This window comes from Sodalis sp. (in: enterobacteria), assembly GCF_051710625.1.
Taxonomy (GTDB): Bacteria; Pseudomonadota; Gammaproteobacteria; order Enterobacterales; family Enterobacteriaceae; genus JBPESN01.
In genome coordinates, this window is sequence record NZ_JBPESN010000002.1 from 1 (window position 1) to 22,775 (window position 22,775).

19 protein-coding genes, 10 pseudogenes and 1 other annotated feature are annotated in these 22,775 nt (G+C 57.6%); of the genes and pseudogenes, 8 read left to right on the forward strand and 21 right to left on the reverse strand.

Going from position 1 to position 22,775, the window contains the following annotated elements; translation table 11 throughout:
- Positions 1 to 431 (forward strand): annotated as a pseudogene (locus ACTBDU_RS00905) (DDE-type integrase/transposase/recombinase); the annotation flags it as partial.
- Positions 432 to 438: 7 nt separating this feature from the next.
- Here the strand turns inward: ACTBDU_RS00905 and ACTBDU_RS00910 are convergent.
- Positions 439 to 1,208, reverse strand: a pseudogene (locus tag ACTBDU_RS00910) (PEP/pyruvate-binding domain-containing protein); the annotation flags it as partial.
- A 164-nt stretch (positions 1,209 to 1,372) separates the two neighbouring features.
- Here ACTBDU_RS00910 and ppsR point away from each other — a divergent pair.
- The 4 genes and pseudogenes from ppsR (at position 1,373) to ACTBDU_RS00930 (ending at position 4,594) form a co-directional block, all read left to right on the forward strand.
- A pseudogene (gene ppsR / locus ACTBDU_RS00915) lies at positions 1,373 to 2,192 on the forward strand (posphoenolpyruvate synthetase regulatory kinase/phosphorylase PpsR).
- A 105-nt stretch (positions 2,193 to 2,297) separates the two neighbouring features.
- Positions 2,298 to 3,344, forward strand: coding sequence for a 3-deoxy-7-phosphoheptulonate synthase (locus tag ACTBDU_RS00920; protein ID WP_438805225.1), 1,047 nt, complete (start codon positions 2,298 to 2,300; stop codon positions 3,342 to 3,344).
- A 687-nt stretch (positions 3,345 to 4,031) separates the two neighbouring features.
- Entirely contained in the window at positions 4,032 to 4,211 is a 180-nt protein-coding gene (locus ACTBDU_RS00925) for a hypothetical protein (protein ID WP_438805226.1), read from the forward strand.
- Complete coding sequence (locus tag ACTBDU_RS00930) at positions 4,208 to 4,594, forward strand: hypothetical protein (RefSeq protein WP_438805227.1); 387 nt, start codon at positions 4,208 to 4,210, stop codon at positions 4,592 to 4,594. Before ACTBDU_RS00925 ends, ACTBDU_RS00930 begins: the two co-directional genes overlap by 4 nt.
- A gap of 90 nt (positions 4,595 to 4,684) precedes the next feature.
- Here the strand turns inward: ACTBDU_RS00930 and ACTBDU_RS00935 are convergent.
- From ACTBDU_RS00935 to ACTBDU_RS01005, 15 genes and pseudogenes are all read right to left on the reverse strand, one after another.
- Positions 4,685 to 6,143, reverse strand: a pseudogene (locus ACTBDU_RS00935) (protein adenylyltransferase SelO).
- Between the two features lie 94 nt (positions 6,144 to 6,237).
- A pseudogene (locus tag ACTBDU_RS00940) lies at positions 6,238 to 7,265 on the reverse strand (lipoate--protein ligase).
- A 22-nt stretch (positions 7,266 to 7,287) separates the two neighbouring features.
- Positions 7,288 to 7,755: pseudogene (locus ACTBDU_RS00945) on the reverse strand (C40 family peptidase).
- On the reverse strand, positions 7,752 to 8,267 hold the full coding sequence (locus ACTBDU_RS00950; RefSeq protein ID WP_438805228.1) for a hypothetical protein: 516 nt from the start codon (positions 8,265 to 8,267) through the stop codon (positions 7,752 to 7,754). Before ACTBDU_RS00950 ends, ACTBDU_RS00945 begins: the two are co-directional and overlap by 4 nt.
- Before the next feature lie 3 nt (positions 8,268 to 8,270).
- A pseudogene (btuE, locus tag ACTBDU_RS00955) lies at positions 8,271 to 8,824 on the reverse strand (glutathione peroxidase).
- A gap of 43 nt (positions 8,825 to 8,867) precedes the next feature.
- Positions 8,868 to 9,458 (reverse strand): annotated as a pseudogene (locus ACTBDU_RS00960) (iron chelate uptake ABC transporter family permease subunit); the annotation flags it as partial.
- Between the two features lie 947 nt (positions 9,459 to 10,405).
- On the reverse strand, positions 10,406 to 10,702 hold the full coding sequence (gene ihfA / locus ACTBDU_RS00965; RefSeq protein ID WP_438805229.1) for an integration host factor subunit alpha: 297 nt from the start codon (positions 10,700 to 10,702) through the stop codon (positions 10,406 to 10,408).
- A 4-nt stretch (positions 10,703 to 10,706) separates the two neighbouring features.
- Positions 10,707 to 13,094 (reverse strand): phenylalanine--tRNA ligase subunit beta, encoded by a 2,388-nt coding sequence (pheT, locus tag ACTBDU_RS00970; protein ID WP_438805230.1) that lies wholly within the window; start codon positions 13,092 to 13,094, stop codon positions 10,707 to 10,709.
- Positions 13,095 to 13,109: 15 nt separating this feature from the next.
- A complete protein-coding gene (pheS, locus tag ACTBDU_RS00975; protein WP_438805231.1) occupies positions 13,110 to 14,093 on the reverse strand; it encodes a phenylalanine--tRNA ligase subunit alpha in 984 nt (327 codons plus the stop codon).
- Positions 14,094 to 14,188: 95 nt separating this feature from the next.
- Positions 14,189 to 14,312: a sequence feature (Phe leader region), on the reverse strand.
- Entirely contained in the window at positions 14,242 to 14,307 is a 66-nt protein-coding gene (gene pheM / locus ACTBDU_RS00980) for a pheST operon leader peptide PheM (protein WP_174249733.1), read from the reverse strand. Its footprint overlaps the feature before it by 66 nt.
- A gap of 97 nt (positions 14,313 to 14,409) precedes the next feature.
- Positions 14,410 to 14,766: a 50S ribosomal protein L20 gene (gene rplT / locus ACTBDU_RS00985; protein WP_438805232.1), complete on the reverse strand. Its 357-nt coding sequence runs from the start codon at positions 14,764 to 14,766 to the stop codon at positions 14,410 to 14,412.
- 44 nt (positions 14,767 to 14,810) lie between these two features.
- On the reverse strand, positions 14,811 to 15,008 hold the full coding sequence (gene rpmI, locus ACTBDU_RS00990; RefSeq protein ID WP_011411240.1) for a 50S ribosomal protein L35: 198 nt from the start codon (positions 15,006 to 15,008) through the stop codon (positions 14,811 to 14,813).
- Positions 15,009 to 15,091: 83 nt separating this feature from the next.
- On the reverse strand, positions 15,092 to 15,634 hold the full coding sequence (gene infC, locus ACTBDU_RS00995) for a translation initiation factor IF-3 (protein ID WP_438805309.1): 543 nt from the start codon (positions 15,632 to 15,634) through the stop codon (positions 15,092 to 15,094).
- A 3-nt stretch (positions 15,635 to 15,637) separates the two neighbouring features.
- Entirely contained in the window at positions 15,638 to 17,566 is a 1,929-nt protein-coding gene (thrS, locus tag ACTBDU_RS01000) for a threonine--tRNA ligase (protein ID WP_438805233.1), read from the reverse strand.
- A gap of 1,208 nt (positions 17,567 to 18,774) precedes the next feature.
- Complete coding sequence (locus tag ACTBDU_RS01005; RefSeq protein ID WP_438805234.1) at positions 18,775 to 18,900, reverse strand: NAD-dependent epimerase/dehydratase family protein; 126 nt, start codon at positions 18,898 to 18,900, stop codon at positions 18,775 to 18,777.
- Positions 18,901 to 19,002: 102 nt separating this feature from the next.
- Here ACTBDU_RS01005 and ACTBDU_RS01010 point away from each other — a divergent pair, with 102 nt between their 5' ends.
- From ACTBDU_RS01010 to ACTBDU_RS01020, 3 genes and pseudogenes are all read left to right on the forward strand, one after another.
- The gene (locus tag ACTBDU_RS01010; RefSeq protein WP_438805235.1) at positions 19,003 to 19,218 is read left to right on the forward strand and encodes a helix-turn-helix domain-containing protein; all 216 of its coding nucleotides are present in this window, start codon (positions 19,003 to 19,005) and stop codon (positions 19,216 to 19,218) included.
- A 3-nt stretch (positions 19,219 to 19,221) separates the two neighbouring features.
- A complete protein-coding gene (locus tag ACTBDU_RS01015) occupies positions 19,222 to 19,482 on the forward strand; it encodes a hypothetical protein (protein WP_438805236.1) in 261 nt (86 codons plus the stop codon).
- Positions 19,472 to 19,675: pseudogene (locus tag ACTBDU_RS01020) on the forward strand (MmyB family transcriptional regulator); the annotation flags it as partial. The gene ACTBDU_RS01015 and the pseudogene ACTBDU_RS01020, both read left to right, overlap by 11 nt.
- 31 nt (positions 19,676 to 19,706) lie before the next feature.
- Here the strand turns inward: ACTBDU_RS01020 and ACTBDU_RS01025 are convergent.
- The 5 genes and pseudogenes from ACTBDU_RS01025 to ACTBDU_RS01045 form a co-directional block, all read right to left on the reverse strand.
- Positions 19,707 to 20,282: a hypothetical protein gene (locus ACTBDU_RS01025; RefSeq protein WP_438805237.1), complete on the reverse strand. Its 576-nt coding sequence runs from the start codon at positions 20,280 to 20,282 to the stop codon at positions 19,707 to 19,709.
- Positions 20,279 to 20,515: a hypothetical protein gene (locus ACTBDU_RS01030; protein ID WP_438805238.1), complete on the reverse strand. Its 237-nt coding sequence runs from the start codon at positions 20,513 to 20,515 to the stop codon at positions 20,279 to 20,281. The genes ACTBDU_RS01025 and ACTBDU_RS01030 overlap by 4 nt, the downstream gene beginning before the upstream one ends.
- The gene (locus ACTBDU_RS01035; RefSeq protein ID WP_438805239.1) at positions 20,512 to 20,757 is read right to left on the reverse strand and encodes a hypothetical protein; all 246 of its coding nucleotides are present in this window, start codon (positions 20,755 to 20,757) and stop codon (positions 20,512 to 20,514) included. The genes ACTBDU_RS01030 and ACTBDU_RS01035 overlap by 4 nt, the downstream gene beginning before the upstream one ends.
- A 156-nt stretch (positions 20,758 to 20,913) precedes the next feature.
- Positions 20,914 to 21,156 carry a hypothetical protein gene (locus ACTBDU_RS01040; protein WP_438805240.1) on the reverse strand — a complete coding sequence of 81 codons (243 nt, stop codon included), beginning with the start codon at positions 21,154 to 21,156 and terminating at the stop codon, positions 20,914 to 20,916.
- Between the two features lie 512 nt (positions 21,157 to 21,668).
- A pseudogene (locus ACTBDU_RS01045) lies at positions 21,669 to 22,322 on the reverse strand (filamentous hemagglutinin N-terminal domain-containing protein).
- Between the last annotated feature and the right edge of the window lie 453 nt (positions 22,323 to 22,775).

Consider the following 22,775-nt stretch of genomic DNA (forward strand, 5'->3'; position numbering starts at 1 on the left):
TCGCGAGGAAACCGGTGGGCTGGGCTATATCGTTCTCCCCGGACAGCAGACTGACCATCAAAGCACTGGAAATGGCATGGGAAACGCGTGGTAAACCAGCCGGAGTGATGTTCCACAGCGATCAGGGCAGCCACTATACGAGCAGGCAGTTCCGACAGTTGCTGTGGCGTTACCAGATCAAACAAAGCATGAGTCGGCGTGGTAACTGCTGGGATAACAGTCCGATGGAGCGCTTCTTCAGAAGTCTGAAAAACGAGTGGATACCGGTAACGGGCTAAATAAGCTTCAGCGAAGCAGCTCATGAAATTACCGACTATATCGTGGGATATTACAACGCACTCAGGCCGCATGAATATAACGGTGGGTTGCCACTAAACAAATCAGAAAATAGATACTGGAAAAACGCTAACGCGGTGGCTAGTTTTAGTTGACCACTACAATATTGCGCCGCACCACGGCAGGTCGGCCGCTGGCCAACGTCGGTTTGTAGACGTAAAACTCATCGGGATTGACCGCGCCCTGCACTACCATTTCGCCAAGCCCGTAGGCGGCCGTGATAAAGACCACCTGATGCCTGATTCAGTGAACATGACGCCCGAGGCGGCCTCGTCGGCGCGGACCATGCGCTGCACGCCCGCTGAGAGGGCCACGCCGCGGTGATCGTAGCCTTGATGCGCACGATAGGAAATGGCCCGGTCGTTGAACAGCGAGGCATAAACATGCTTGATAGCGATCATTACCGCATCAATGCCCTGCACATTGAGGAAGGTTTCCTGCTGACCGGCAAAGGACGCGTCGGGCATATCCTCCGCGGTGGCCGACGAACGTACGGCAAACGAGGCATCGGCATCATCGGCGGACAATTATTGGTAGCAGGCGGTAATGTCGGCTTCCAGGCCGGGCTGGAACGGGGTATCGATAATCCATTGGCGGATCTGGCTGCCGGCCTTACTGAGGGCAGCGACGTCATCAATATCGGTCTGGTCCAGCAGTTGGTAAATCCGTTGATTGATCCTACTTTGATTGAGAAATTCGTTGAATGCCTGGGCAGTAGTAGCAAAACCATTGGGCACCGACACGCCCACGGCGGACAAATGGGTAATCATCTCACCGAGCGAGGCGTTTTTCCCGCCTACCCGGTCCACATCATGCATACCAAGCTGGTTATACCACAGTACATTTTCGGCAACATTGTCATTTTGCGGCATCTGGGTCATCCTTTTTAAACATGGGCACGGACATCGTGTCGCTGTGGTGACGACAGGCAAAAAGCCTACTTTGACGTTAGCATAATCCTCTATGCGCTCGCCCAATATGAATCGTGCCAGCGCCCAAATTAAGACTAAGCCGTATTCCGGCAAAGGAGTCGTCGATGGAAAGATGCGTATTTTTTATTTCTGATGGTACCCCCATCACCGCCGAGGTGGTGGGGCACTCGGTTTTGTCGCAATTCTCACTCACGACCGCCCTGTACTCTCTGCCATTCGTCGAGAGTGAAACCCGCACGCGCGGTACGGGAGCAGATTAATGCGCTTTATCAACAAAGCGGCGTCCGGCCGCTGGTGTTTTATTCGATTGTCAGCCCGGCGGTCCAGCACATTATCGAGGAGAGCGCCGGCTTTTGTCAGGATGTGGTACAAGCGCTGGTGGGGCCGCTCCAGCAGGAATTGGGCATCGCGCCAGATCCGGTGGCGCACCGGACCCACGGTCTTACCGCCACTAATTTAAGCAAGTACGATGCGCGTATCGCCGCTATTAATTATACCCTCGCCCACGACGACGGTATTTCGCTGCGCAATTTGGATCAGGCGCAAATTATTTTGCTCGGCGTGTCGCGCTGCGGTAAGAAGCCCACCAGTTTGTATTTAGCGATGCAATACGGTATCCGCGCCGCCAATTACCCTTTCATCGCTGACGATATGGATAATCTTTCGCTGCCCGCGGCGCTGAAAGCCCATCAACTTAAACTGTTTGGTCTGACCATCGACCCCGAGCGCCTGGCTGCTATCCGCGACGAGCGCCTGAGCGACAGCCGCTACGCCTCGCTGCGCCAGTGCCGGATGGCAATTAATGAAGTGAAATCGCTATTTCGCAATAATAACATCCGCTATCTCAACTCCACCAATCACTCCGTGGAGAAAATCGCGGCGAAAATTATGGATGTGTTGGGGATGAGGCGGCGCATGTATTAGCAAATTTTGCCGGGCAAGGTTGAATTCAGCGCCGGTTGGGGTATCGTGAGCAGCATCGATTCCCGGTAACTCTACCGCGGTGAGTCCCCCATTTTAGAGATAAGCATGCAAAAGACAGATGAATTGCGCACGCGGCGCATCGACCGATTAGTTGCTCCCGCCGCGCTGGCCGCCGCCTTGCCGCTAAGCGCGGCGATGGCCGATAATGTATTGCGGGTGCGCCAGCGTATTGAACGTATTTTACACGGCGATGACCCCCGTTTGCTGGTGATAATCGGCCCCTGCTCCATCCACGATACCGATGCGGCGCTGGATTATGCGCGCCGGCTTAATCCGCGGCGCGTCAAGTACCAGGACCGACTGGAAATTGTCATGCGCACCTATTTTGAAAAGCCGCGCACCGTGGTGGGTTGGAAAGGGTTGATTGCCGATCCGGGGCTAGACGGCAGTTTTCGCGTGAATGACGGTTTGGAGATCGCCCGGCGGCTCTTGCTGGCTGTCAACGAATCGGGCCTACCGACCGCAACGGAATTCCTAGATATGGTCACCGGCCAATATATTGCCGATCTGATTAGCTGGGGCGCTATCGGCGCGCGCACGACCGAAAGCCAGATCCATCGCGAGATGGCCTCCGCGCTCTCCTGCCCGGTCGGCTTCAAGAACGGCACGGACGGCAATATCCAAATCGCCATTGACGCCATTCGCGCCACCCGCGCGTCCCATCTCTTTCTCTCCCCGGACAAACAAGGTCAGATGACGATATATCAGACCGGCGGCAATCCCTATGGGCATATTATTATGCGCGGCGGCAAATTGCCTAATTATCAGCCGCAGGCGATCGCCGATGCCTGTGCGCAGTTGGCATCGTTCGGGCTGCCGGCGCATTTGCTGGTGGATTTCAGCCACGGCAACAGCCAGAAACAGTATCGCCGTCAATGGGACGTCGCGCATTCTGTTGCTCAACAATTGCGTGACGGCAGCCGGCAGGTGGTAGGGGTAATGGTTGAAAGTAATCTGGTAGCGGGTAATCAGATCCTGCGTGCCGCCACGCCGTTGACCTACGGTCAATCCATTACCGATGCCTGTCTTGACTGGGAAGACAGCGAGCGCCTGCTGGCGCTGCTGAACGACGCAGTGGATTGCCGCTTCTAGTCGGCTATGGCGGCCCGGCCGGATAGGGTATAGCCTGCTGGTCTGCAGCCTCATTGTTGCCGCGACGGCGTCCGCCGTTTCATGTCTGGCCCTGGCCTCGGGTTTACCAAATTGCTGTACCACAACATTGTTTTATGGCACAAACGCCTGATTAGGCGGTGGCTCGCTGACCCGATTGTCCGTCCCCCCGCGCGCCCGTGTGCAGGCGACCATCACGCCCTCATTTCAGCACGGATAACCCCTTTTTTTAAAGGGTAAACACGCGTAGACTTTAATGTCGACCCATCAACAGGCTTTCTCACCGGCGTACCCGGGCAAACGTTTTCGCTTCTATTCCGCGAGGTTTATCCATGCAAACCAGCCTTTCCTATGGCGTTTCGCTGAACGCGCTGACGTTCCCCTTCTGCCGCCGTTACCGTCTTCATCTACGGCGCTGGCGCAACGGCTGAAGGCCGTGCAAACGCTAACGGCAGTACAGACGCTACCGCTGGTGCTTCCACCCACGGGTCTGCCGCGGTATCATCCCGCCCGCTACCGGCAAACATCTTAAGACCGTTACACTGGGCATCAGCGGCATCCCGGGCCGGGATTGTACACTATTTTTGAGTTGACATTGTCCAGCAAAGCTATCCGTCCGAGGATTGTATCAACCACTGCCTGTATCAGCTTAAGCAGCGTCGTTTGCTGATGTATACCCAAATCGCCAGCGCCCGGGAAAGAACCAACCTGCTATGCCTATATGCCAGTAATGACGGCGGATCCCGCGCGATGCTGTCGGCGAAAAAAATTACCCGCCGCAAACTCATTCTACCTATCGGCTGGATTGTGCGCTTTCCTTTCGCGGTGACGTCACTTTCTTTGCCGTGATGTACAAAAACAGCGACGGTCTCCGCCAGCCGCTATTCACCCTTACGCGCACCGCCGATAACACACTCGTCGCCTATGCCCCGGGGCAACACTCCGCAGAGTCGGCTATTATTGCCCATCGAGTGAGTCTGGCCGCATTGGGCTTATTGAAGCATCATTTCCCGCTGCTGATTGTTACGTTGGTGGGCGATACCCGCCATACGGCGGTTTTTGTGCAATGGCAAGCGGATCAACGCCGTCAGGACCTGTTTTGCCTGCCGCTGCTGCCGGGGCTAGACGGGTCCCGCTACGAATTACGTTTCAGCATTATGGATTTGACCGGCGCTGCCGGCAGCGACGCCTGGATAGTTATTCGCCACTATAGCGAAAAACACCGTCGCTGAAGTGAACGGCGGGCGCCGCCATCGTGCCGCCGTGAGAGGGACGGCCGCGTGATGCCCCTGAGGCGAAGCGGGAGTGATAATAAGACGCGCTCAACTGGAGCAGGAGATGGCCAGATGACGTCCCCAGTCGGGTGGCGGCGCGGCGAAATCATCCTGGCCGAGGCCGTCGCGGCAGGGGTCACGCAGAGCCTGATGCAGCCGCGCCAGTTCGCCTGTTTCCCCTTTTTCCGCCTCGCTAATCGCCTGCTGGGCCCAGGTAGTTACGCAGCACAACAATGCGCGGGTTGACCGCCAGCATCGCCTAGCGCCGCACGTCATCAGCGCGCCCCTCTTGCGCCAACCGCCGCCGGTAGCGGCTGAACCAATCGTCAAACGCCGCCCGATCGACGAAATCGTCCCGTAGCGGCGTGTGCGGATCCTGCCATTCTGTCAGGGGGAGCGCGCGAAAAGTCCGGGTATAATCGACCCCCTCCCGCGCCATCAGCTGTAATAAATCCGTCAACAGCGCATTATCCTGCGTGTCTGCTTGGGTTAACCCCAGTTTGGCGCGCATCTGTTCGCCAAAAGCCGCCATCAGCGCCGGTTCGTACTCTGCCAGCGCGGCCTGCAAGTCCGCCACCGGCATCAGGCCCGCAAGCGCCTGCGCCAGCCGGTTAAGATTCCAGAGTGCCACCGCCGGCTGATTATCAAACGCGTAGCGCCCCTGATAATCAGAGTGATTGCAGATAAAGTTTAGCTGCTAGGCATCGAGAAAACCATAAGGGCCATAATCGATCGTCAGAAGGAGGATCGACATATTGTCGGTGTTCATCACGCCGTGGGCAAAGCCGCAGGCCTGCCAGCGGGCGATCATCCGCGCGGTGCGCGTCACCACATCAGATAACCACAACAGCCGATAACGGCCGTCGACGCCGACCAACGCGGGCCAATGCCGTTTGATGACGTAATCCGCTAATCGGGTGACGTTGTCCTGCTGGCGCAGGTAATAAAAATGCTCAAAATAGCCAAAGCGCACATGGCTGTCGGCAATACGCATCATCATTGCGCCCGGCTCAGGCTGCTCGCGCCACACTGGCTCCTCGCTGGTAACGATGGTGAGCGCGCGGGTGGTAGCGATACCGAGATGGTGCAGCGCTTCCGAGGCGAGAAATTCGCGTACCACCGCGCGCAGTACCGCGCGACCGTCGCCCATGCACGAATAGGTCGTCAGTCCAGCCCCCTTCAAATGCCAGTCGACGCTTTTGCCCACCGCCAACGTCTGCTCGCCGAGTAGAATGCCGCGGCCATCCCCCAGTCGGCCGGCCCAGACGCCAAATTGATGCCCGCTGTACACTTGCGCCAGCGGCTGCATACCCGGCAGCAGGCGCTCGCCGGCCCAAACGCCAGCCTCCTGGCCGGTAAACAGCGCCGGATCGAGCGCCATTTCCTGCGCCAGCTCGGCATTGTGGTAAAGCAGCCGCGCGCCGGTGAGCGGCGTGGGCGCCAGTTCACTGTAAAAGCCGGGCAGGCAACGATGATAACTGCTGCTAAATTGGGGATAATGTGGTATGGGCCCTCCTGCCCTCAGTATAGCCGGGGCCTCAAGCGGCCGGTTTTCCGCCTCCGGCCGCCAAGGTTCAACGCCGGACGGCAAAGCCACGCGTTCAACGCAGGCTGGCCGCGAGCCGGTCTGCCACCGCCGTCAGCGACGCCTGCTCTTCCGGCCACAGCGCAGTCAATTGCCTGCAACACGCCGCAATAGCCGCCGGCCGGTAGCAGTCCACGCCCGGCAGCCGTTTCGCCAGAGCTTCCACAGCCGCGCGGGATTCAGACTGTCGGTAAAAATCCGGCGGCGGCTTATGGCGCCGCGCTCGACGTCAAAATGTATTCCCCCCCTCCCCAGGCAAAACGGGTGTCAAGCAGGTGACTGAAAGCCGGCGCGGCGCCAAAATTCCATTCCCAGCTGCTTTGTCGGCGAAACTGCTCGGCAAACCCGGGCAAATCAGGGATCTGCTGCGGTGAGATACGCTCCGGCACCGCCGACTCGCCATCGATGGGCAAAAAACGCCTGCTGTACGCTATGACACAGCCGCGCATGATCGATGCCCGGCACCCGTTCGGCCACGTTCGCCACCCGCGAGCGCACCGAGGTAATCCCCTTCGCCTGTAATTTTTTCAATCGGGATTCAGGTAGTGCGCCAGGCGGCTCAGATCGGCATGCAGCAATACCGTGCCACGATGAAAACCACGATCGGCGGTCTGGTGGTAGGCGAAACCGCTGATTTTGCGTTCGCCGTCGGGCGTCGCTATCACCAAATCATTGCGCCCCGAGGCGCGGGCTTCAATCCCAAGCCGCCGCAGACCGTCCAACATGATGGCGCTGGAAATGCTTCTGTCATAGCCCGGCCTGCCGGCCATAAAGGTGAAACACGTGTTGCCCAAGTCATGAAACACTGATCCGGCCACCGCCACGGCTGCTGCGACGGGCCAGACGGATGCCATCGCGTTCCATACGCCAGGTATTGCACTCTTTCCAGGGGTTTTGCGCGCGACCGATCACCACGGTTTGTGCGTTGCGCCAGAGAAACAGTACCCGCTGACTGGCCGGCATTCGACGGAAAATGCACTTTTCCAGCGCCAGATGGAACCAGGGATCGTGGGAATCCGATAACAGTAATCGCAATGAAGACATGTTTTCTCCCGGCACGGTGCCGTCAGATACGCCGCGCCTGCCAATAGGCTTTACGCCAATAGCTGTTTTCCAAGGACGAGCGGATCACCCCGCGGCTGGTGGAGGCGTGAATAAAGGTGTTGTCGGTATCATAAATACCGACATGCAGGCCATAGCAACCGCTGCCGGTTTTGAAAAACACCAGATCGCCAGGCAGCCGCTCATCGCGATCCGCCAGGCTACCGATATCGGTCTACGCCTCGGTCGTGCGCGGCAGCATAATAGCGAAACGGTCGCGGAAGGTGAGGTAGACGAAACCGGAGCAGTCAAGCCCGCTCGGGCTCAGGCCGCCGTAACGATAAGGTGTGCCGTACCATTGCTTCGGCTGGTCGTTAAGCTTGGCGATGACCATGATCGAGTCGGACAAACGCGGATCCGGCGGTGGCGCATGGTGGCTACAGCCGGTCAACAACAGCACCAGCCCCAACAGTAGAACAGCGATCCTTTTCATTGTTGTTTCACTCTCTGACGCGACACCAGCCAGCGGCGGTCGCCGGCCGACACCAGGCTGAACGCGACGTTGAACACGTTTGTCAAGTGTTCGGGCGTCATCACCTCGGCGGCGGCAGGGGCCGCCGCCAGTTCACCCTGCGCCATCAGCCAGACCTCGTCGGCATGCGCCAGGGTATGATTAAGATCGTGCGCGCACATCAGCACCTTCAGTCCCGCCGTAGTCAACAGGGCAATCAGTTGACCCAGCGCAACCTGCTGCGCGATATCCAGGCTGTCCGCAGGTTCATCCAGCAACAACAGGCGGGCGTCGGTATTGAGCGTCGGCCAGACCTGCAGCATGACCGCCGCCAGCCGTACCCGCTGCCACTCGCCGCGAAAGGGCTGCAGAGCGGCCAGACAAGCGAGCAGCGTGCTTTTCCCCGCGCTGTTGGGACAGCGATCGCAAACGCTCCGGGGCCGCGATGTCGCGGGCGCAGAGCAACCAGCGGGACGAGGGGCCGTCAACGCCATTATCTATTGCGCCAGCGCCCGTTGCAGCGCGTCCTGCAAAAGCACGTCTTCCAGCGTCACGTCAGGTGCAAATCGGGCCAGCACGCCCCCGTCGCGGCCGACGAGAAACTTCTCAAAGTTCCACAACACATCGTACTTACTAAGTCGGCGTTAATCCTTTTGTGGTTAACCGCGCATAAAGTGTCCCCTGTGGCGCCGGCCTGGTCTCAGGACAGGCCGCGATCATCTCGCGGTACAAGAGGTGGCGGCGCTTGCCGTTAACGTGAATTTTACTGAACATGGGAAATTGCACCCCGAAGTTCCCGCAACAAAAGGCCAGGATGTCCTCATCGCTACCCGGCTCTTGACCAGCAAATTCGTTCGACGGGAACCCCAACACCTCGAACCCCTGATGTCGCCAGGTTTGGTAAAGGCGTTCCAACCCCGTATACTGGTCGGTAAGACCACATTGGGAGGCGACATTGACCACCAACAACACCGAACCGCGGTAGGTTTCCAGCGTGGTGATATCCCCCCGCCAGCGACTTCAGCGGCAACGTATGAAGTGTTTTGTGCATCATTCCTCTCCTTGCTGTCGCGTCGTGTTACGCAGCCGGCGTCGGCCAGCGCGACGCTGATCCCGACCATCCAGCCGAACGCCAGCCAGCACAAAGCCGGGACGCCAGAAATAGACCGGCAATCCCAATTGCCGTGCGGCCACGTCGCCCAGCGCCAGCAGATTTATGACCCGACCGCAGGTGCACAGCCAGGCCAGAAAGGGCAGCAGCGGCAACATCAGCCATTTATCGCGCCAGTCCACCCCGCTGAATCCCAACATCCACACCGGCAACCGGCCGCCGCCTAACAGCACCGCCAGCGTTAATGTCATACCGTCGTTATTGGCGACGCAGAGCAGCCCCGGCGCCGCCAGCGGATTGTCGAAAATGCCCTGCATAACCGCCCCCGCCAGCGCCAGCGCCGCGCCGCGCCGACGACCAGAACGGCCAGCGTGCGCGGCAAGCGCAACTGCCAGATAAACAGCCGTGCCTCATCGCTCAGCCAACGATCAGGCTACAGCCAGATTTCGCCGGCGCTGAGACTAAAGGCCAACGCCACCAACAGCAGCAGCACGAGCAGGCTTACCCGGCGCCGGTCCAACCGCTGTTGCCTTTTCAGCAAACGGGGGTAGCCCGGATCGCCTGAGGCGGTCATTATACCATCACTCCTTGTCCTGATAATTACCCCGGCGCAGCATAGAACCGGCCCATTATGCACCTATCCTAACGTTATCTTATTAAAAGTGACAGCACTGTAAGCGCCCAGGGGCACGGTCCGGTTAGCGGACATAAAAAACCCGCGTGGTTCGGCCCGGGTAGCAGACATAAAAAAACCGGGCGGTGCGGCCCGGATTGGAAAGCATGGCGGAAAGCCTGTGTTGCAGTCTTAATGCGGCGGCGGTTTGCGCGGGCCGGCGGGAATAATGAACGGGCGGCGGACGGTAAAAATGTGGCGGCGGCGGTCCCGGTCTCCGACGTGCAACACCATGCCGGGGGGGGGGGATGATTTCCACGGCGACCCCCGCCAGCGCGCTCCCCGCCGGTAGCATCAGCGCCAGCATTAACAGCCGTGTTTTTTGATTCATATGAGGACCTTTCAGGACGACATTGAGGCGGTTATAACAATGGCGTGAGGCGCTCACTATCAGACAGTGTCTGATTTGCACAGCGCTTACCGTTTCTTTACCCAATTCTGACATTGTTGGCTAACCGTTGCCCGCCCTGCGGGGATTGCCGCCGCCCTAAGGCCACACCATTTTGGGGAATTCCGCTGGCGCACATGAGTAAGTTTGCCGCGACGATCCCGGCGCCGCTGGGCTGGGAGACCTTGCAATAGCGAGGGGGAAAGGGGTTCAACTGTGGGCATTGCGCTTACGGGCGCACGAGACAGGACCGCCTATGGCGGCTCGCGCCGCTATATCGACCAGCGCAAACGGAAGCAATATGCCTGCTGGTCATCGACAAGGCGATGACAAGCTGAATCCAGTCAGTCAGTCAGAATGAAATCAAAGTCCCGGCCATAAAGCCAGGACTCTGTCAGCACGCTGCTCGCCAAAGCGAGGTAGCGAAAGGAGCAGCACCCGCGCCCTTCCTGCGTCTGCCTCACTCTTTTGGTGAGGCATTCTCGACACGGCTTTTCAGCTTCTGTCCCGGGCGGAACGTCACCACCCGGCGGGCGGTAATGGGAATATCTTTGCCCGTTTTTGGATTGCGTCCTGGCCGCTGATTTTTGTCGCGCAAATCAAAATTACCGAAGCCTGATAATTTTACCTGCTCGCCATTTTCCAACGCCCGGCGCACTTCTTCAAAAAACAGTTCCACAATTTCTTTGGCATCCCGTTTGCTCAGCCCAAGCTTTTCAAACAGATATTCTGACATTTCAGCTTTAGTAAGCGCCATAAGTTTAATCCCTCAAGGATGCTTGGAATCGCTGCTTTAGTGCCGCCACGCATTTCGCAACGGTCGCGGCAATCTCCTCTTCTTCTAGTGTACGGGTGGTATCCTGTAAGATCAGGCTGATAGCCAGACTCTTAAAACCTTCCGCTACGCCCCTACCCCGGTACACGTCAAACAAGGTTACGCCAACTAACTGATTTGCGCCAACTTTTTTACACTCCGCGATAATATCTGCTGCGGCGACGCCATCAGCCACCACCACGGCGATGTCGCGGCGATTAGCGGGAAAGCGGGAAATGTCATTTACTTCAGGCACTTTACGCTCGGCAACCTTCTCCCAGAGTAGTTCAAACACCAGCGTACGGCCATTTAAATTCAGTTTCGCTTCAAGCTCGGGATAAATAACGCCAATGAATCCAATGGCTTCATTGTTAAGATAAATTGCGGCGCTCTGCCCCGGATGCAGCGCGGGATGCCGTTGTGCTCTGAACTCAATATCGTTTAATTTGCCGGTAAGCTCAAGTATTGCCTCAAGATCGCCTTTGGCGTCGTAAAAATCTACCGGCTGGCGAGGCTGATCCCAATGTTCATCGGACCGCGGACCGGCAATAACTCCGGCCAGCATAAGATCCTGACGAATTCCCAGGTCGGCTGCGTTATCAGGAACAAAGCGCAAACCGCTCTCAAACAGGCGGACTCGCTGCTGCTGTCGATTCTGATTATAGACCACGGCGCCAAGAAGTCCGGTCCAGAGTGACAAACGCATCGCGGACATATCCTGAGAAATCGGGCTGGGCAGCACCAGCGGCGCCTGCTGAGGATGCAGCAGCGCCTGGGTTTTGGGGTCGACAAAACTATAGGTGATCGCTTCTTGATAGCCGCGGTCCACCAGCAACGTTTTGACCCGCGCCAGCGGCAGCGCCGCTTCGCGGTGGTGCGGCATCACCAGATTGGCGCGCACCGGCACATTGGGAATCGCGTCGTAGCCGTACACCCGCGCGATCTCTTCTATCAAATCTTCTTCGATAGCCATATCAAAACGCCAGCTCGGCGCCACGGCCTGCCAGCCCTCCGCTGTACGGATGACCTGGCAGCCCAGACGGGTCAGAATATCGCTCACGTCCTCGTCCGAGATAACATGGCCAATCAAACGATCCAGGGTTTTGCGACGCAGCGTGATCGTGGCTGGCTGCGGTAGAGCGGATGCGGAGGTCACACCGATAACCGGGCCCGGCTGGCCGCCGCAGATGGTTACCAGCAGCGCGGTCGCCCGCTCCATGGCGCGCGGCTGCAGCGCCGGATCCACGCCGCGTTCATAGCGGTGCGATGCATCGGTGTGCAGCCCGTAGCGGCGGGCGCGGCCGGTGATGGCCAACGGATTGAAAAAGGCGCATTCCAGCACTACGTCGCGGGTGGTCAGGCTGATACCGGACGCGGCGCCGCCGAAAATCCCCGCCATTGCCAGCGCCCGGCCATGGTCGGCAATCACCAGCGTATCGGGCGAAAGCGTCACCTCGCTGCAGTCGAGCAGGGTCAACCTCTCATCCTGCCTGGCATGACGCACCACGATACCCCCTTCGATGCGCGCGCGATCGAAAGCATGCATCGGCTGCCCCAGCTCCAGCAGCACAAAGTTGGTAATATCCACCACGGCGTCCACCGAGCGCAGTCCACAGCGGCGCAGTTTCTCCTTCATCCATAGCGGCGTCGCCGCGCCGATATTGATATTTTTCACCACCCGGCCCAAATACCGCGTGCAGGCCTCGACCGCATCAACGCGGATAGGCAGCGTATCGCTAATTTTCGGCGCCACCCTCTCGATGGCCGGCATGTGCAGCGGCAGGCGATTGCGCACCGCCACATCGCGGGCGATCCCCAGTAACCCCAGGCAATCGGCGCGGTTCGGCGTCACGCTGATATCGATGGTGTTATCGTCGAGCTGCAAATAACCGCGGATATCCTGGCCGATAGGCGCGTCGACAGGCAGTTCAATGATGCCGTCATGGTCGCCGGTAATGCCTAATTCGGAGAACGAGCACAGCATGCCTTCCGACGGCTCGCCGCGCAATTTGGCGGCTTTGATTTTGAAGTCGCCCGGCAGCACAGCACCGAGCATGGCCACCGCCACCCGCAGATCGGCGAAGCAATTGGGGGCGCCGCAGACGATATCCAGCAGCCGCTCGCCGCCGACATCCACCTTGGTAATGCGCAATTTGTCGGCGTTGGGATGCTGACGGCACTCTACCACCCGACCGACCACCACGCCGGTAAACCGGCCTGCGACCGGTTCCACATCGTCCACTTCCAGGCCGGACATGGTGATCTGATCCGCCAGCGCCTTGCTGTCAATGGCCGGATTCACCCATTCACGCAGCCAAAGTTCACTGAATTTCATGTGTTAATCTCGCCCTTATTTAAATTGTTTAAGAAAACGCAGATCGTTTTCAAAGAATGCGCGCAAATCCGTGACACCGTAATGAAGCATCGTCAACCGCTCCATGCCCATGCCGAAAGCGAAGCCGGAGTAAATTTCCGGATCGATGCCGACATTGCGCAGGACATTCGGATGCACCATGCCGCAGCCCAGCACTTCCAGCCAACGACCGTTTTTCCCCATCACGTCCACTTCAGCGGAGGGTTCGGTAAACGGAAAATAAGACGGGCGGAAACGGACCTGCAGGTCTTCTTCAAAAAAATTGTGCAGAAAATCATGCAGCGTGCCCTTCAGGTTGGTAAAACTGATATCGGTATCGATAATCAGCCCCTCCATCTGATGGAACATCGGCGTATGGGTCTGGTCATAATCGTTGCGGTACACCCGCCCCGGCGCAATAATGCGAATCGGCGGCTGCTGCGCCTTCATGGTACGGATCTGTACGCCGGAGGTCTGGGTGCGCAAAAGCCGGGTGGCGTCAAACCAGAAGGTATCGTGATCGGCACGTGCAGGGTGATGGGCGGGGATATTTAGGGCGTCGAAATTATGGTAATCATCTTCGATTTCCGGCCCGGTGGCCACCGAAAAGCCCAACTCGCCGAAGAAATGTTCAATACGCGCGATGGTACGGGATACCGGATGCAGACCGCCGTTTTCCATGCGGCGCCCCGGCAGCGAGACGTCCAGCGTTTCAGCCGCCAGCAGCGCCTCCAGCGCCGCGCCCCCCAGCGTCGCTTTGCGCGCGGCCAGCGCCTGCTGCACGTCCTGTTTGGCCTGATTGATTACCGCACCCGCCGCAGGCCGCGCGTCCGGAGCCAGATCCCGCAGCGCCGTCATTTGCTGGGTAAAATGCCCTTTTTTGCCTAAATATTCGACGCGGACCAACTCCAACGCCTTTATATCCTGGGACCGTTCGATATCTGCTTTGGCCTGCACAACCAAATCTGCGAGATGTGGCATTGCTTTCCTCTTCTTCCTGCCGTAGATGGCTTAACCGTAAATGAGCGAGAGGTCTGATGACCGTATAAAACGGGCAGAGCGCCCCGCTTAGCAGCAATAAAAAAGCCTCCACTCCGGGAGGCTTTAGCGCTATTTTTCGTTTCTTGACTTACGCGCAAGCCCCCGGGATACAGGTGCTAAAGTAAAAAAAGAAACGAAAAATAGCAGCATTCATGCTTGCATTACCTTGTTGGCGCTGTGTTTTGACAACTTAAAATCCTGCCCGACGTTGATGCGAAAAAAAAGAGGGCGACCGGCTCCCTCTTCTTTAACCGGCTTACGCCAGGGTGCCTTTCGCTTTATCGGCCAGAGCGGCGAAAGCCACTTTGTCGAATACAGCGATATCCGCCAGGATTTTACGGTCGATCTCAATGGAAGCCTTTTTCAGGCCATCGATGAACCGGCTGTAAGAAATACTGTTCTGACGGGCCGCGGCGTTGATACGCGCGATCCACAGTTGACGGAACTGCCGTTTTTTCTGACGACGGTCACGGTAAGCGTACTGACCTGCTTTGATAACCGCCTGGAAGGCAACACGGTAAACGCGCGAACGGGCACCGTAGTAACCTTTCGCTTGTTTCAAGATTTTTTTGTGACGTGCATGCGCTACCACACCACGTTTTACGCGAGCCATATGCTTTCTCCTAAAGTCTTATTCAAGCCGATTAAAAATGACGCTTACGCGTAGGGCAGACAACGAACGACCAAACCCAGATCCCCTTTGGAAACCATGGATTTCGGGCGCAGGTGACGCTTACGCTTAGTGGATTTTTTGGTCAGAATATGACGCAGGTTAGCATGCTTACGCTTGAAACCGCCCGAAGCCGTTTTCTTGAAGCGCTTTGCAGCACCGCGTACTGTCTTGATTTTTGGCATGAGTTTATCTCTACTCCGCATTGTTAATAATATGAATCAGTGAGGCGAAGGCGCCGCTTCGGCGGCGCCTTACTTGTCAGGCCTTACTGTTTCTTCTTGGGTGCGAGCACCATGATCATCTGGCGGCCTTCAATTTTGAAGGGGAAAGATTCCACTACCGCCAGTTCACTCAGATCGTCGCGAACGCGATTAAGCACTTCGATGCCGATCTGCTGGTGCGCCATTTCACGTCCGCGGAACCGCAGGGTGATTTTGGCTTTATCGCCGTCTTCCAGAAAACGAACCAGGTTGCGTAGTTTTACCTGATAGTCGCCTTCATCGGTGCCAGGCCGGAATTTGATTTCTTTAACCTGAATAACTTTCTGCTTTTTCTTCTGTTCTTTGGTGGATTTGCTCTTCTCATAGAGGAACTTGCCGTAATCCATGATTCGGCAAACCGGCGGCTCGGCATTGGGGCTGATTTCGACTAAATCAACGCCCGCTTTCTCAGCTTTTTCAAGCGCTTCATCCAGGCTGACAATACCAATCTGCTCGCCGTCGATACCCGTCAGACGAACCTCTGCGGCGTGAATTTCTTGGTTAAGACGATTGGGACGCGCCGGTTGAACTCGTTTTCCGCCTTTAATACTTTATTCCTCCAGTTGATGAAGATTACGGCTGCGGATTTCGTGCTGCAGCTTGGTAATAATCTCGTTAACGTCGACGCTGCCCAAATCTTTACCGCGGCGTGTACGCACAGCGACCTTGCCTGCTTCCACTTCTTTATCTCCGCAGAGCAGCATGTAAGGCACCCGCCGCAAAGTATGTTCGCGGATTTTAAAGCCTATTTTTTCATTTCTCAAGTCTGCTTTCACCCGAATCCCTGCCGCTGACAGTTTTTCCGTCAGTTTTGCGACATATTCCGACTGATTATCGGTAATGTTCATCACGACGACCTGTGTCGGCGCCAGCCAGGTCGGGTAGAAACCCGCATACTCTTCCGTCAGGATGCCAATGAAGCGTTCCATTGACCCCAGAATAGCACGGTGGATCATGACCGGCACCACCCGTTTGTTATTTTCCCCGACATAGAAGGCATTTAAACGACCGGGTAGCGAGAAGTCGAGCTGCACCGTACCACATTGCCAGGCACGATCCAGGCAATCAAGAAGTGTAAATTCAATTTTGGGACCGTAAAAAGCCCCCTCGCCTGCCTGGTATTCAAAGGTAATACCGTTTTCCGTCAGCGCGGCGGCTAGATCCTGTTCCGCCCGGCCCCAGGCGTCATCGCTGCCGATACGCTTTTCCGGACAGGTAGACAGTTTGACCAGGATTTTCTCGAAGCCAAACGTGCCGTACATATCATACACCATTTTGATGCAATTGTTTACTTCATCACGCACCTGGTCTTCGGTACAAAAGATATGGGCATCGTCCTGGGTAAAGCCGCGCACCCGCATGAGTCCATGCAGCGAACCCGACGGCTCACTGCGGTGGCAACTGCCGAATTCGGCCATCCGCAGCGGCAGATCGCGATACGACTTCAGACCTTGATTGAAAATCTGCACGTGGCCCGGGCAATTCATCGGTTTAATACAGTATTCCCGGTTTTCTGACGACGTGGTGAACATGTGCTCGGCGTAATTGTCCCAGTGTCCGGTCTTTTCCCACAAGACGCGGTCCATCATGAACGGCCCTTTCACTTCCTGGTACTGATAAGCTTTGAGCTTCATACGCACAAAGGTTTCCAGTTCGCGGAAAAGGGTCCAACCGTCGTTGTGCCAAAACACCATACCCGGTGCTTCTTCCTGCATGTGATACAAATCAAGCTGCTTACCGATTTTACGATGATCGTGCTTTGCCGCTTCTTCCAGATGCTGCAGGTAGGTGTTGAGCTGCTTTTTATCGCCCCAGGCGGTACCGTAAATGCGCTGCAGCATTCTGTTCTTGCTGTCGCCGCGCCAGTAAGCGCCGGAGGTTTTTTGCAGGGTGAAGTGATGGCAGAAACGCATGTTGGGGACGTGCGGGCCGCGGCACATGTCGACATATTCTTCATGATGATAAAGCCCGGGACGATCATCGCGGCGGATATTTTCGTCGAGAATAGCGACTTTATAATCCTCGCCCCGCGCCACAAACGCATCGCGGGCCTGCTGCCAGCTGACTTTTTCTTTGATAACGTCGTAATCTTTTTCAGCCAGTTTGTGCATCCGCTTTTCCAGCAGGTCGAGATCGTCCTGCGTCAAGGTATGATCGAGATCGACATCATAATAGAAGCCTTTATCGATAACCGGACCGATAGCCATTTTCGTTTGCGGCCACAGTTGTTTAATGGCGTGTCCGAGCAAGTGCGCACAGGAATGGCGAATAATTTCCAGCCCCGCCTCATCTTTGGCGGTAATGATCGCAAGCTGGGCATCGTGCTCAATGACATCAACGGCATCAACCAATTCCCCGTTAACGCGGCCGGCAATGCAGGCTTTGGCCAGACCAGGATCGATATCGCGGGCAACATCAAGGGGAGAGACGGGATGGTCAAACTGACGCTGACTGCCATCAAGGAGAGTTATAACGGGCATGCGGGTTTCCTTAAATTGCAGTGGTGATCCATACGCAAGATCACTGACGTTTCATCTTTCTTGTACATGGCTTTTGATGCCGCTGCCAACTAACCAACAATCGCTAGTTTGGTACGCAACCAGATTCACTCCTCACTCACCGCAGAGACGGTAGGCCGCTTACGGCGCTATGGTATCACTTATCCGGCAAGACCACATCCTTGTGTCGCCACGCCCGCTTAATTAACCGGCGTCGCCGACAGACAAGATATTCTCCAACGCCACGATGACAGGGTTAACTACCCAAGGGGGTACGAGAGGCTTAGCAACGGGAGGGCAGATCGTGAGTGGAGCATCAGGGCTGGAATACGGGTGTTACAGGTCAGCTGGAGAAAAGGGATACTACAGGCGCTCGGCACCGTAAAGGAAAACGGCGGCACAAACGCCGTTTCCCTCCGGCATGGGTCCTGATGCCGATCCCGGGTCCGTTTTAGCCCGTGAAGTAATGCCCCTGACGCAGATCCGTTAACAAATCCGGACCGGTAGGGGTCCAGCCCAGTGCCGCACGCGTGTGTGCGCTGGATGCCGGCATATCCGCGCCGAGGAAATTGGCTAGCCAGCCGAAATGCTCAGGTTCGCGCTAGGCGACCGGCAGACCCAGCTGTTCGCCAATCAACGCCGGCGAGGGTTTTGCAGGTGATGCTTTCATCGCCCACCGCATGGTAAAGCAGCTCGGGCCGGGCTTGCTCCAGTACCTGTCGATACAGGGGCGTGGCGTCCGAACGGTGGACGGCGGCCCAGCGGTTCTGGCCGTCGCCAAGATAAGCGGATACCCCCCTTCTCGCGCGCCAGATGGATCAAAGCGGCAATGAAGCCATGATCGCCGCTACCGTGAACCGACGCCGCCAGCCGCACAATGCATGCCCGCACCCCCTGCTCCGCCAATGCAATCGCGGCGGCCTCAAATTGGCGCGGGTAGCGGGGGTCGGTGGGGGCTGCGTCTTGTTTCGTGGAAATTCGCCCCGGCGTGAGATGCGCTCCAGCCCGGCGGTCACCAACAGCGGGCGCCTCGACCCTTTCAATGCGCTACCCAGAGCCTCGATCGCCACACGGTCTTGCTACGAACTCTCAGCGAAGCGGGAAAAATCATGATTGAACGCGGTATGGATTACCGCGTCCGCCTCTTGAGCCGCGTGGCACAAATAGTGCGAGATCATCGAGCGTGCCGGTCAATGCCAGGGCGCAGCCTTGTCGCTCGAACGAACCAGTCCCGTTACCTCATGTCCCGAGTTGAGTAACTCAGCGACTACCGCTGAGCTGACCCAGCCGGTCGCCCCCGTAATAAATACTTTCATGCGTCATCTCCGCCATTACTGTCGTGAACGCATTGTAGCCAGCGTGATTATCCTGTTAAAGTAGTGACTTTATACGGGTATAATCAATAACAGGAAGCGACCATGCCCCAGGGTAATGTGCTTGGCGCCTATCTCCGCCAGCGACACACCAAACTTGATCCCGCCGCCTTCAGTTTTGACGCCGGCCGCCGGCGTAGGTTAGGGCTGCGCCGCGAAGAGATAGCGCAGCTCGCCCATATCAGTGCCACCTGGTACACTTGGCTGGAACAAGGGCGCGGCGAAAAACCCTCGGCGGCGGTGCTAGACAGGCTCGCGTAGGCGTTGCGACTGACGGAAGCGGAGCGTGAACATCTGTTTTTGCTCGGCCTCGGTCACCTGCCTGAGGTGCGCTATCGCGCTTGCGATGCCATCACGCCGCGCCTGCAGCACGTGCTGGACGTCCTTACCGACAAGCCCGGCCATCGTACGCACCGCCACCTGGGACGTCATCGCCTGAAATCAGGCCGCCGCCCCGTGGCGTTTACCGATTATGACCAACTGGCCCCCCGCCGCGCGCAATATATTGCGTTTGATGTTTTGTGAACCGCGCTTGCGCACGGTGCAAGGAGATTGGCAATCCGTGGCCCGTCTGGTAGTGGCCTCATTTCGCCTGGACGCGTCCCGTGCCGGTGCAGATGCCAAAGTAGAGCATCTGGTGGCAGAATTAAGCCAGTCCAGTCCGGAATTTGCCGCCATGTGGCGCGATGAAGACGTGCAGACAGACGGCAACGGTGTGAAACATTTGCGCCATCCGCAACTGGGGGCTCTTACCCTGGAGTTTTCCTTTTTTGCGGTGGGTGTACGCCTTGACTCGGCTCGTTGGCGCCCCCACCCGGTCTGCCGCTTGTGGGGTTCAACGAGGGCAACAGCAGAACCAGGCCCGGGCCGGAAATAAATCTGCCATCGAGATTGTTAAGCACGGCGCTGCTGACCCGGGTTTCGCCGGCAGCGGCCATAAGACCGGACGTGTTGTCTATCTCCCCCGCATTCAGCCATAAATTGCCGCCGCTCAGAATGCCCGCGTTACGGCTGTGCGCGTTGTTTAACCTCTGGCCATGAGCATTCAATTGCAGGTGATCCCCCGACTGCAGGCGTCCGCCGGCATTGAGCAGCGCGCCGCTGTTCACGCGGCACTCCCCTGCGGCGCTGATGTGACCCGCCACGTTGTTAATGTCACCGGCGTTAAGCGTCAAATTCCCCCCGGACAAAATGTCGGCGTAACTGTTATAGATATTGGTCAACCGCTGGTCGTTGGTATCGATATGCAGATCCCCGTCTGTCTGCAGGCAGCAGCCGCTATTGTTAAATTCCCGGCTGTCGATTCGGGCCATTCCCGCGGTCATGATACGACCGGTGGCATTATCCACTGCGCCGGTATTGACCAATAACAATGCGCCGGCGTGCACATTCCCCCCCCCCGATTGTCCGCTTCGCCGCTGACGAGCATCTTTATTTCACCCGTGCCGGGTTGCCACATAATGCCTTTTTGGCGCACTAAATAAATGGCCGTCAGCGAGAGCGATTGCGCGCGGGTAACGCTTTGCGACAGTTCGAGCTGTTCACCCGCAGGCGTCATAGCGCCGGCAGACCATAAGATGCCCTGATAGCCGTTAACCGCTCCGCGACCACTGTCATTTTCCCGCTCCCCAGCAACTTTATCGTACCATCTTGATTGTCCAGTATCTTGGTTTGCAGCGACAAATTGGCGCCGGGGACGATAATCCTTCCTGCACGGTTCTCAAGCCAGGCTGCCTTGATGCGCGTATCGCCGTTGTTGAGCACCAGCCCTTGATGGTTATTTATCTGCTGGACCTTCAACTGCAGCAGATGCTCCCCGCTGCTGCAGGGGTGCCTAGCCGGTTGAATATTTCATGCGCCGTCAGCGTTAACGCATTAGCGCTTAACCTGCCGTTGTTGTTAGACAAGAATGTCGCGACGTGCGCGGTAATTTTGCCGCCGCTTATCTCAGCACCTTCAGTCATGATGGCGCCCCGATTTGCCGATAACATAATATCGGTGCCAGAGGTACGGCTGCCGGCCAGATCCACCTCGCTTCCCCAGACCATCAAAGCGCCTGTCGCCTGATTGGCCCCCTGCGCTAGCAATGCTCCTTGGCTGGTCATCATCCAGATTGCCCGGACGGGTCAGTTGGACTTGTGCGTCACTGCCGGCCACCAGCAGGCTGTCGCCCGTCATGTCGATGCGTTTGGCGGTCAACGTAACGTCGCCCCCGCGCGCACGGTGCCGCTGTTAAAAAGGGTCCCGGCGGCGGAAAGCACGGCGTTGCTGCGCGTGATGAGGCGGCCTGCATTGATGACTCCCCCTCGCCGGCGAGCGCCAGGGTATCATAACTTTGCAGGCTGCCGCAGTTCTCCAGTCGCCCGGCGACGCTAAGTCTCAGCTCGCCGGCGCTGGCGCCCCATTTGCCGGCATTGCGTACGCCAACCCCTTGTTCAGTCCCCACCATGACGATTTTATGCGCATGCATCCCCCCCACAGGGCCGCCGCGTCCAGTGCATAAGCCAGCTTTTCGCTCTGCGCAGCGGCGAAAGTGCCCGTCACGTCGCCCGCGAGATTCACTCGATTGCGCCCGCTGACAATGTTAAGCGATTGGCTATGTAATCTGGCGTTGACCGCCACCGCATGGGCAATAAGCCGAGGCGCATCCGTCGTCGCTGCATGCATTCCCTTACCGGCGATATCGATCCCCCCCCGTAAACGGTAAAACCTTACAGTTGGCCCTCTTCGCTGTGGGGATGACCGGTGGTGAGCGTACCGGCACGGACATTGATGAAGCTGCAGCCGCTGCAGCTTATCCCCGCCGAATTGGCGATAATGACGTCGGCGCGCTGGCCTGCCACTTCTATGAATCAGTCCAGCAGACTGGGATGCGGTTGGGTAACTTCTTTGATAATCAACGTCGCCTCCCGCGTTAATTGCGGGTTGGCGTCTGCGTGACCGGCGAGTTCGGTCTGGCTCACCGTTCGCGCGTTATTCAGAATGACGCCACGTGCGTCGACATCGAAATAATGAAATTGATTGTAAGAAATCCCGGTCCGATCAGGGGTGCAAATATTGACCAGCGGTAGCGCGTTGGCTGTGGTAAGCACTTCCGGCTGGTGATGAGGGGGAGCGCCGCCATCAGCGATGATACCGCCGTAGAGCGGCGGCGCTAGCAGCAACCAAGCAAAACCGAGAAATCGTCGGACCGGTGGCCATCGTGGGCTAAGCCGATGGGCGGCTGGGTATGCAGGCCGTTTGAGAGCAAATCTTGCAGGCGCGGGCCGGTCAGCGTATCGCACCGCTTCAGTCTGTTCATCGATCGGTTGAGCGCGATACGCGCGCGATGCCAACGCGCCCAGAGGTTCACTCGTTTTTTGCATAGCGTGTTCCGTCCCGGTTAACTACCCCATTTGCGAGGCGATATATCGCTCAATAATGCCAAACCAGGCGAAAGCTTAGAAAGACCGGCGTCGCGCATGCCGCCGATGTCGAAAGCGGCAAGCCAGCGAAAACGTCATAGCTCAGGTTGGCCCGTGGTAACTGGCCGCGCCCCCACGGCGGCGCCAGCGAGGCTTACCGGTATCAGCACCGTCACGCATCTCGCCGTAGTCCAAGGACAGATATAAATCTTGCGCCGGCGCTGCGCGCCGCCAGGCCAGCGTATGATGCAGCATCCACCCGCGTCGGGCGAAAAGCGCTATGCCGGCATCCACGCCGCGCAGCGCCTACTCCCCGTCGGCGGCTAAGGTCTCATTGACGGACTGCGACGCGGCGCTGGTCTGATATCGGTAATCGGCAGTGAGGGTAAATGCCTGACGGGCGAAGGCAAACGC

Coding starts and splice junctions, on each gene's coding strand:
- ACTBDU_RS00920 (WP_438805225.1), top strand. CDS start 2,298: ATGCAAAAGACAGATGAATTGCGCACGCGGCGCATCGACCGATTAGTT.
- ACTBDU_RS00925 (WP_438805226.1), top strand. CDS start 4,032: ATGTATACCCAAATCGCCAGCGCCCGGGAAAGAACCAACCTGCTATGC.
- ACTBDU_RS00950 (WP_438805228.1), bottom strand. CDS start 8,267: ATGGCGTTGACGGCCCCTCGTCCCGCTGGTTGCTCTGCGCCCGCGACA.
- ihfA (WP_438805229.1), bottom strand. CDS start 10,702: ATGGCGCTTACTAAAGCTGAAATGTCAGAATATCTGTTTGAAAAGCTT.
- pheT (WP_438805230.1), bottom strand. CDS start 13,094: ATGAAATTCAGTGAACTTTGGCTGCGTGAATGGGTGAATCCGGCCATT.
- pheS (WP_438805231.1), bottom strand. CDS start 14,093: ATGCCACATCTCGCAGATTTGGTTGTGCAGGCCAAAGCAGATATCGAA.
- rplT (WP_438805232.1), bottom strand. CDS start 14,766: ATGGCTCGCGTAAAACGTGGTGTGGTAGCGCATGCACGTCACAAAAAA.
- rpmI (WP_011411240.1), bottom strand. CDS start 15,008: ATGCCAAAAATCAAGACAGTACGCGGTGCTGCAAAGCGCTTCAAGAAA.
- thrS (WP_438805233.1), bottom strand. CDS start 17,566: ATGCCCGTTATAACTCTCCTTGATGGCAGTCAGCGTCAGTTTGACCAT.
- ACTBDU_RS01005 (WP_438805234.1), bottom strand. CDS start 18,900: ATGAAAGTATTTATTACGGGGGCGACCGGCTGGGTCAGCTCAGCGGTA.
- ACTBDU_RS01010 (WP_438805235.1), top strand. CDS start 19,003: ATGCCCCAGGGTAATGTGCTTGGCGCCTATCTCCGCCAGCGACACACC.
- ACTBDU_RS01025 (WP_438805237.1), bottom strand. CDS start 20,282: ATGACCGCGGGAATGGCCCGAATCGACAGCCGGGAATTTAACAATAGC.
- ACTBDU_RS01030 (WP_438805238.1), bottom strand. CDS start 20,515: ATGACGCCTGCGGGTGAACAGCTCGAACTGTCGCAAAGCGTTACCCGC.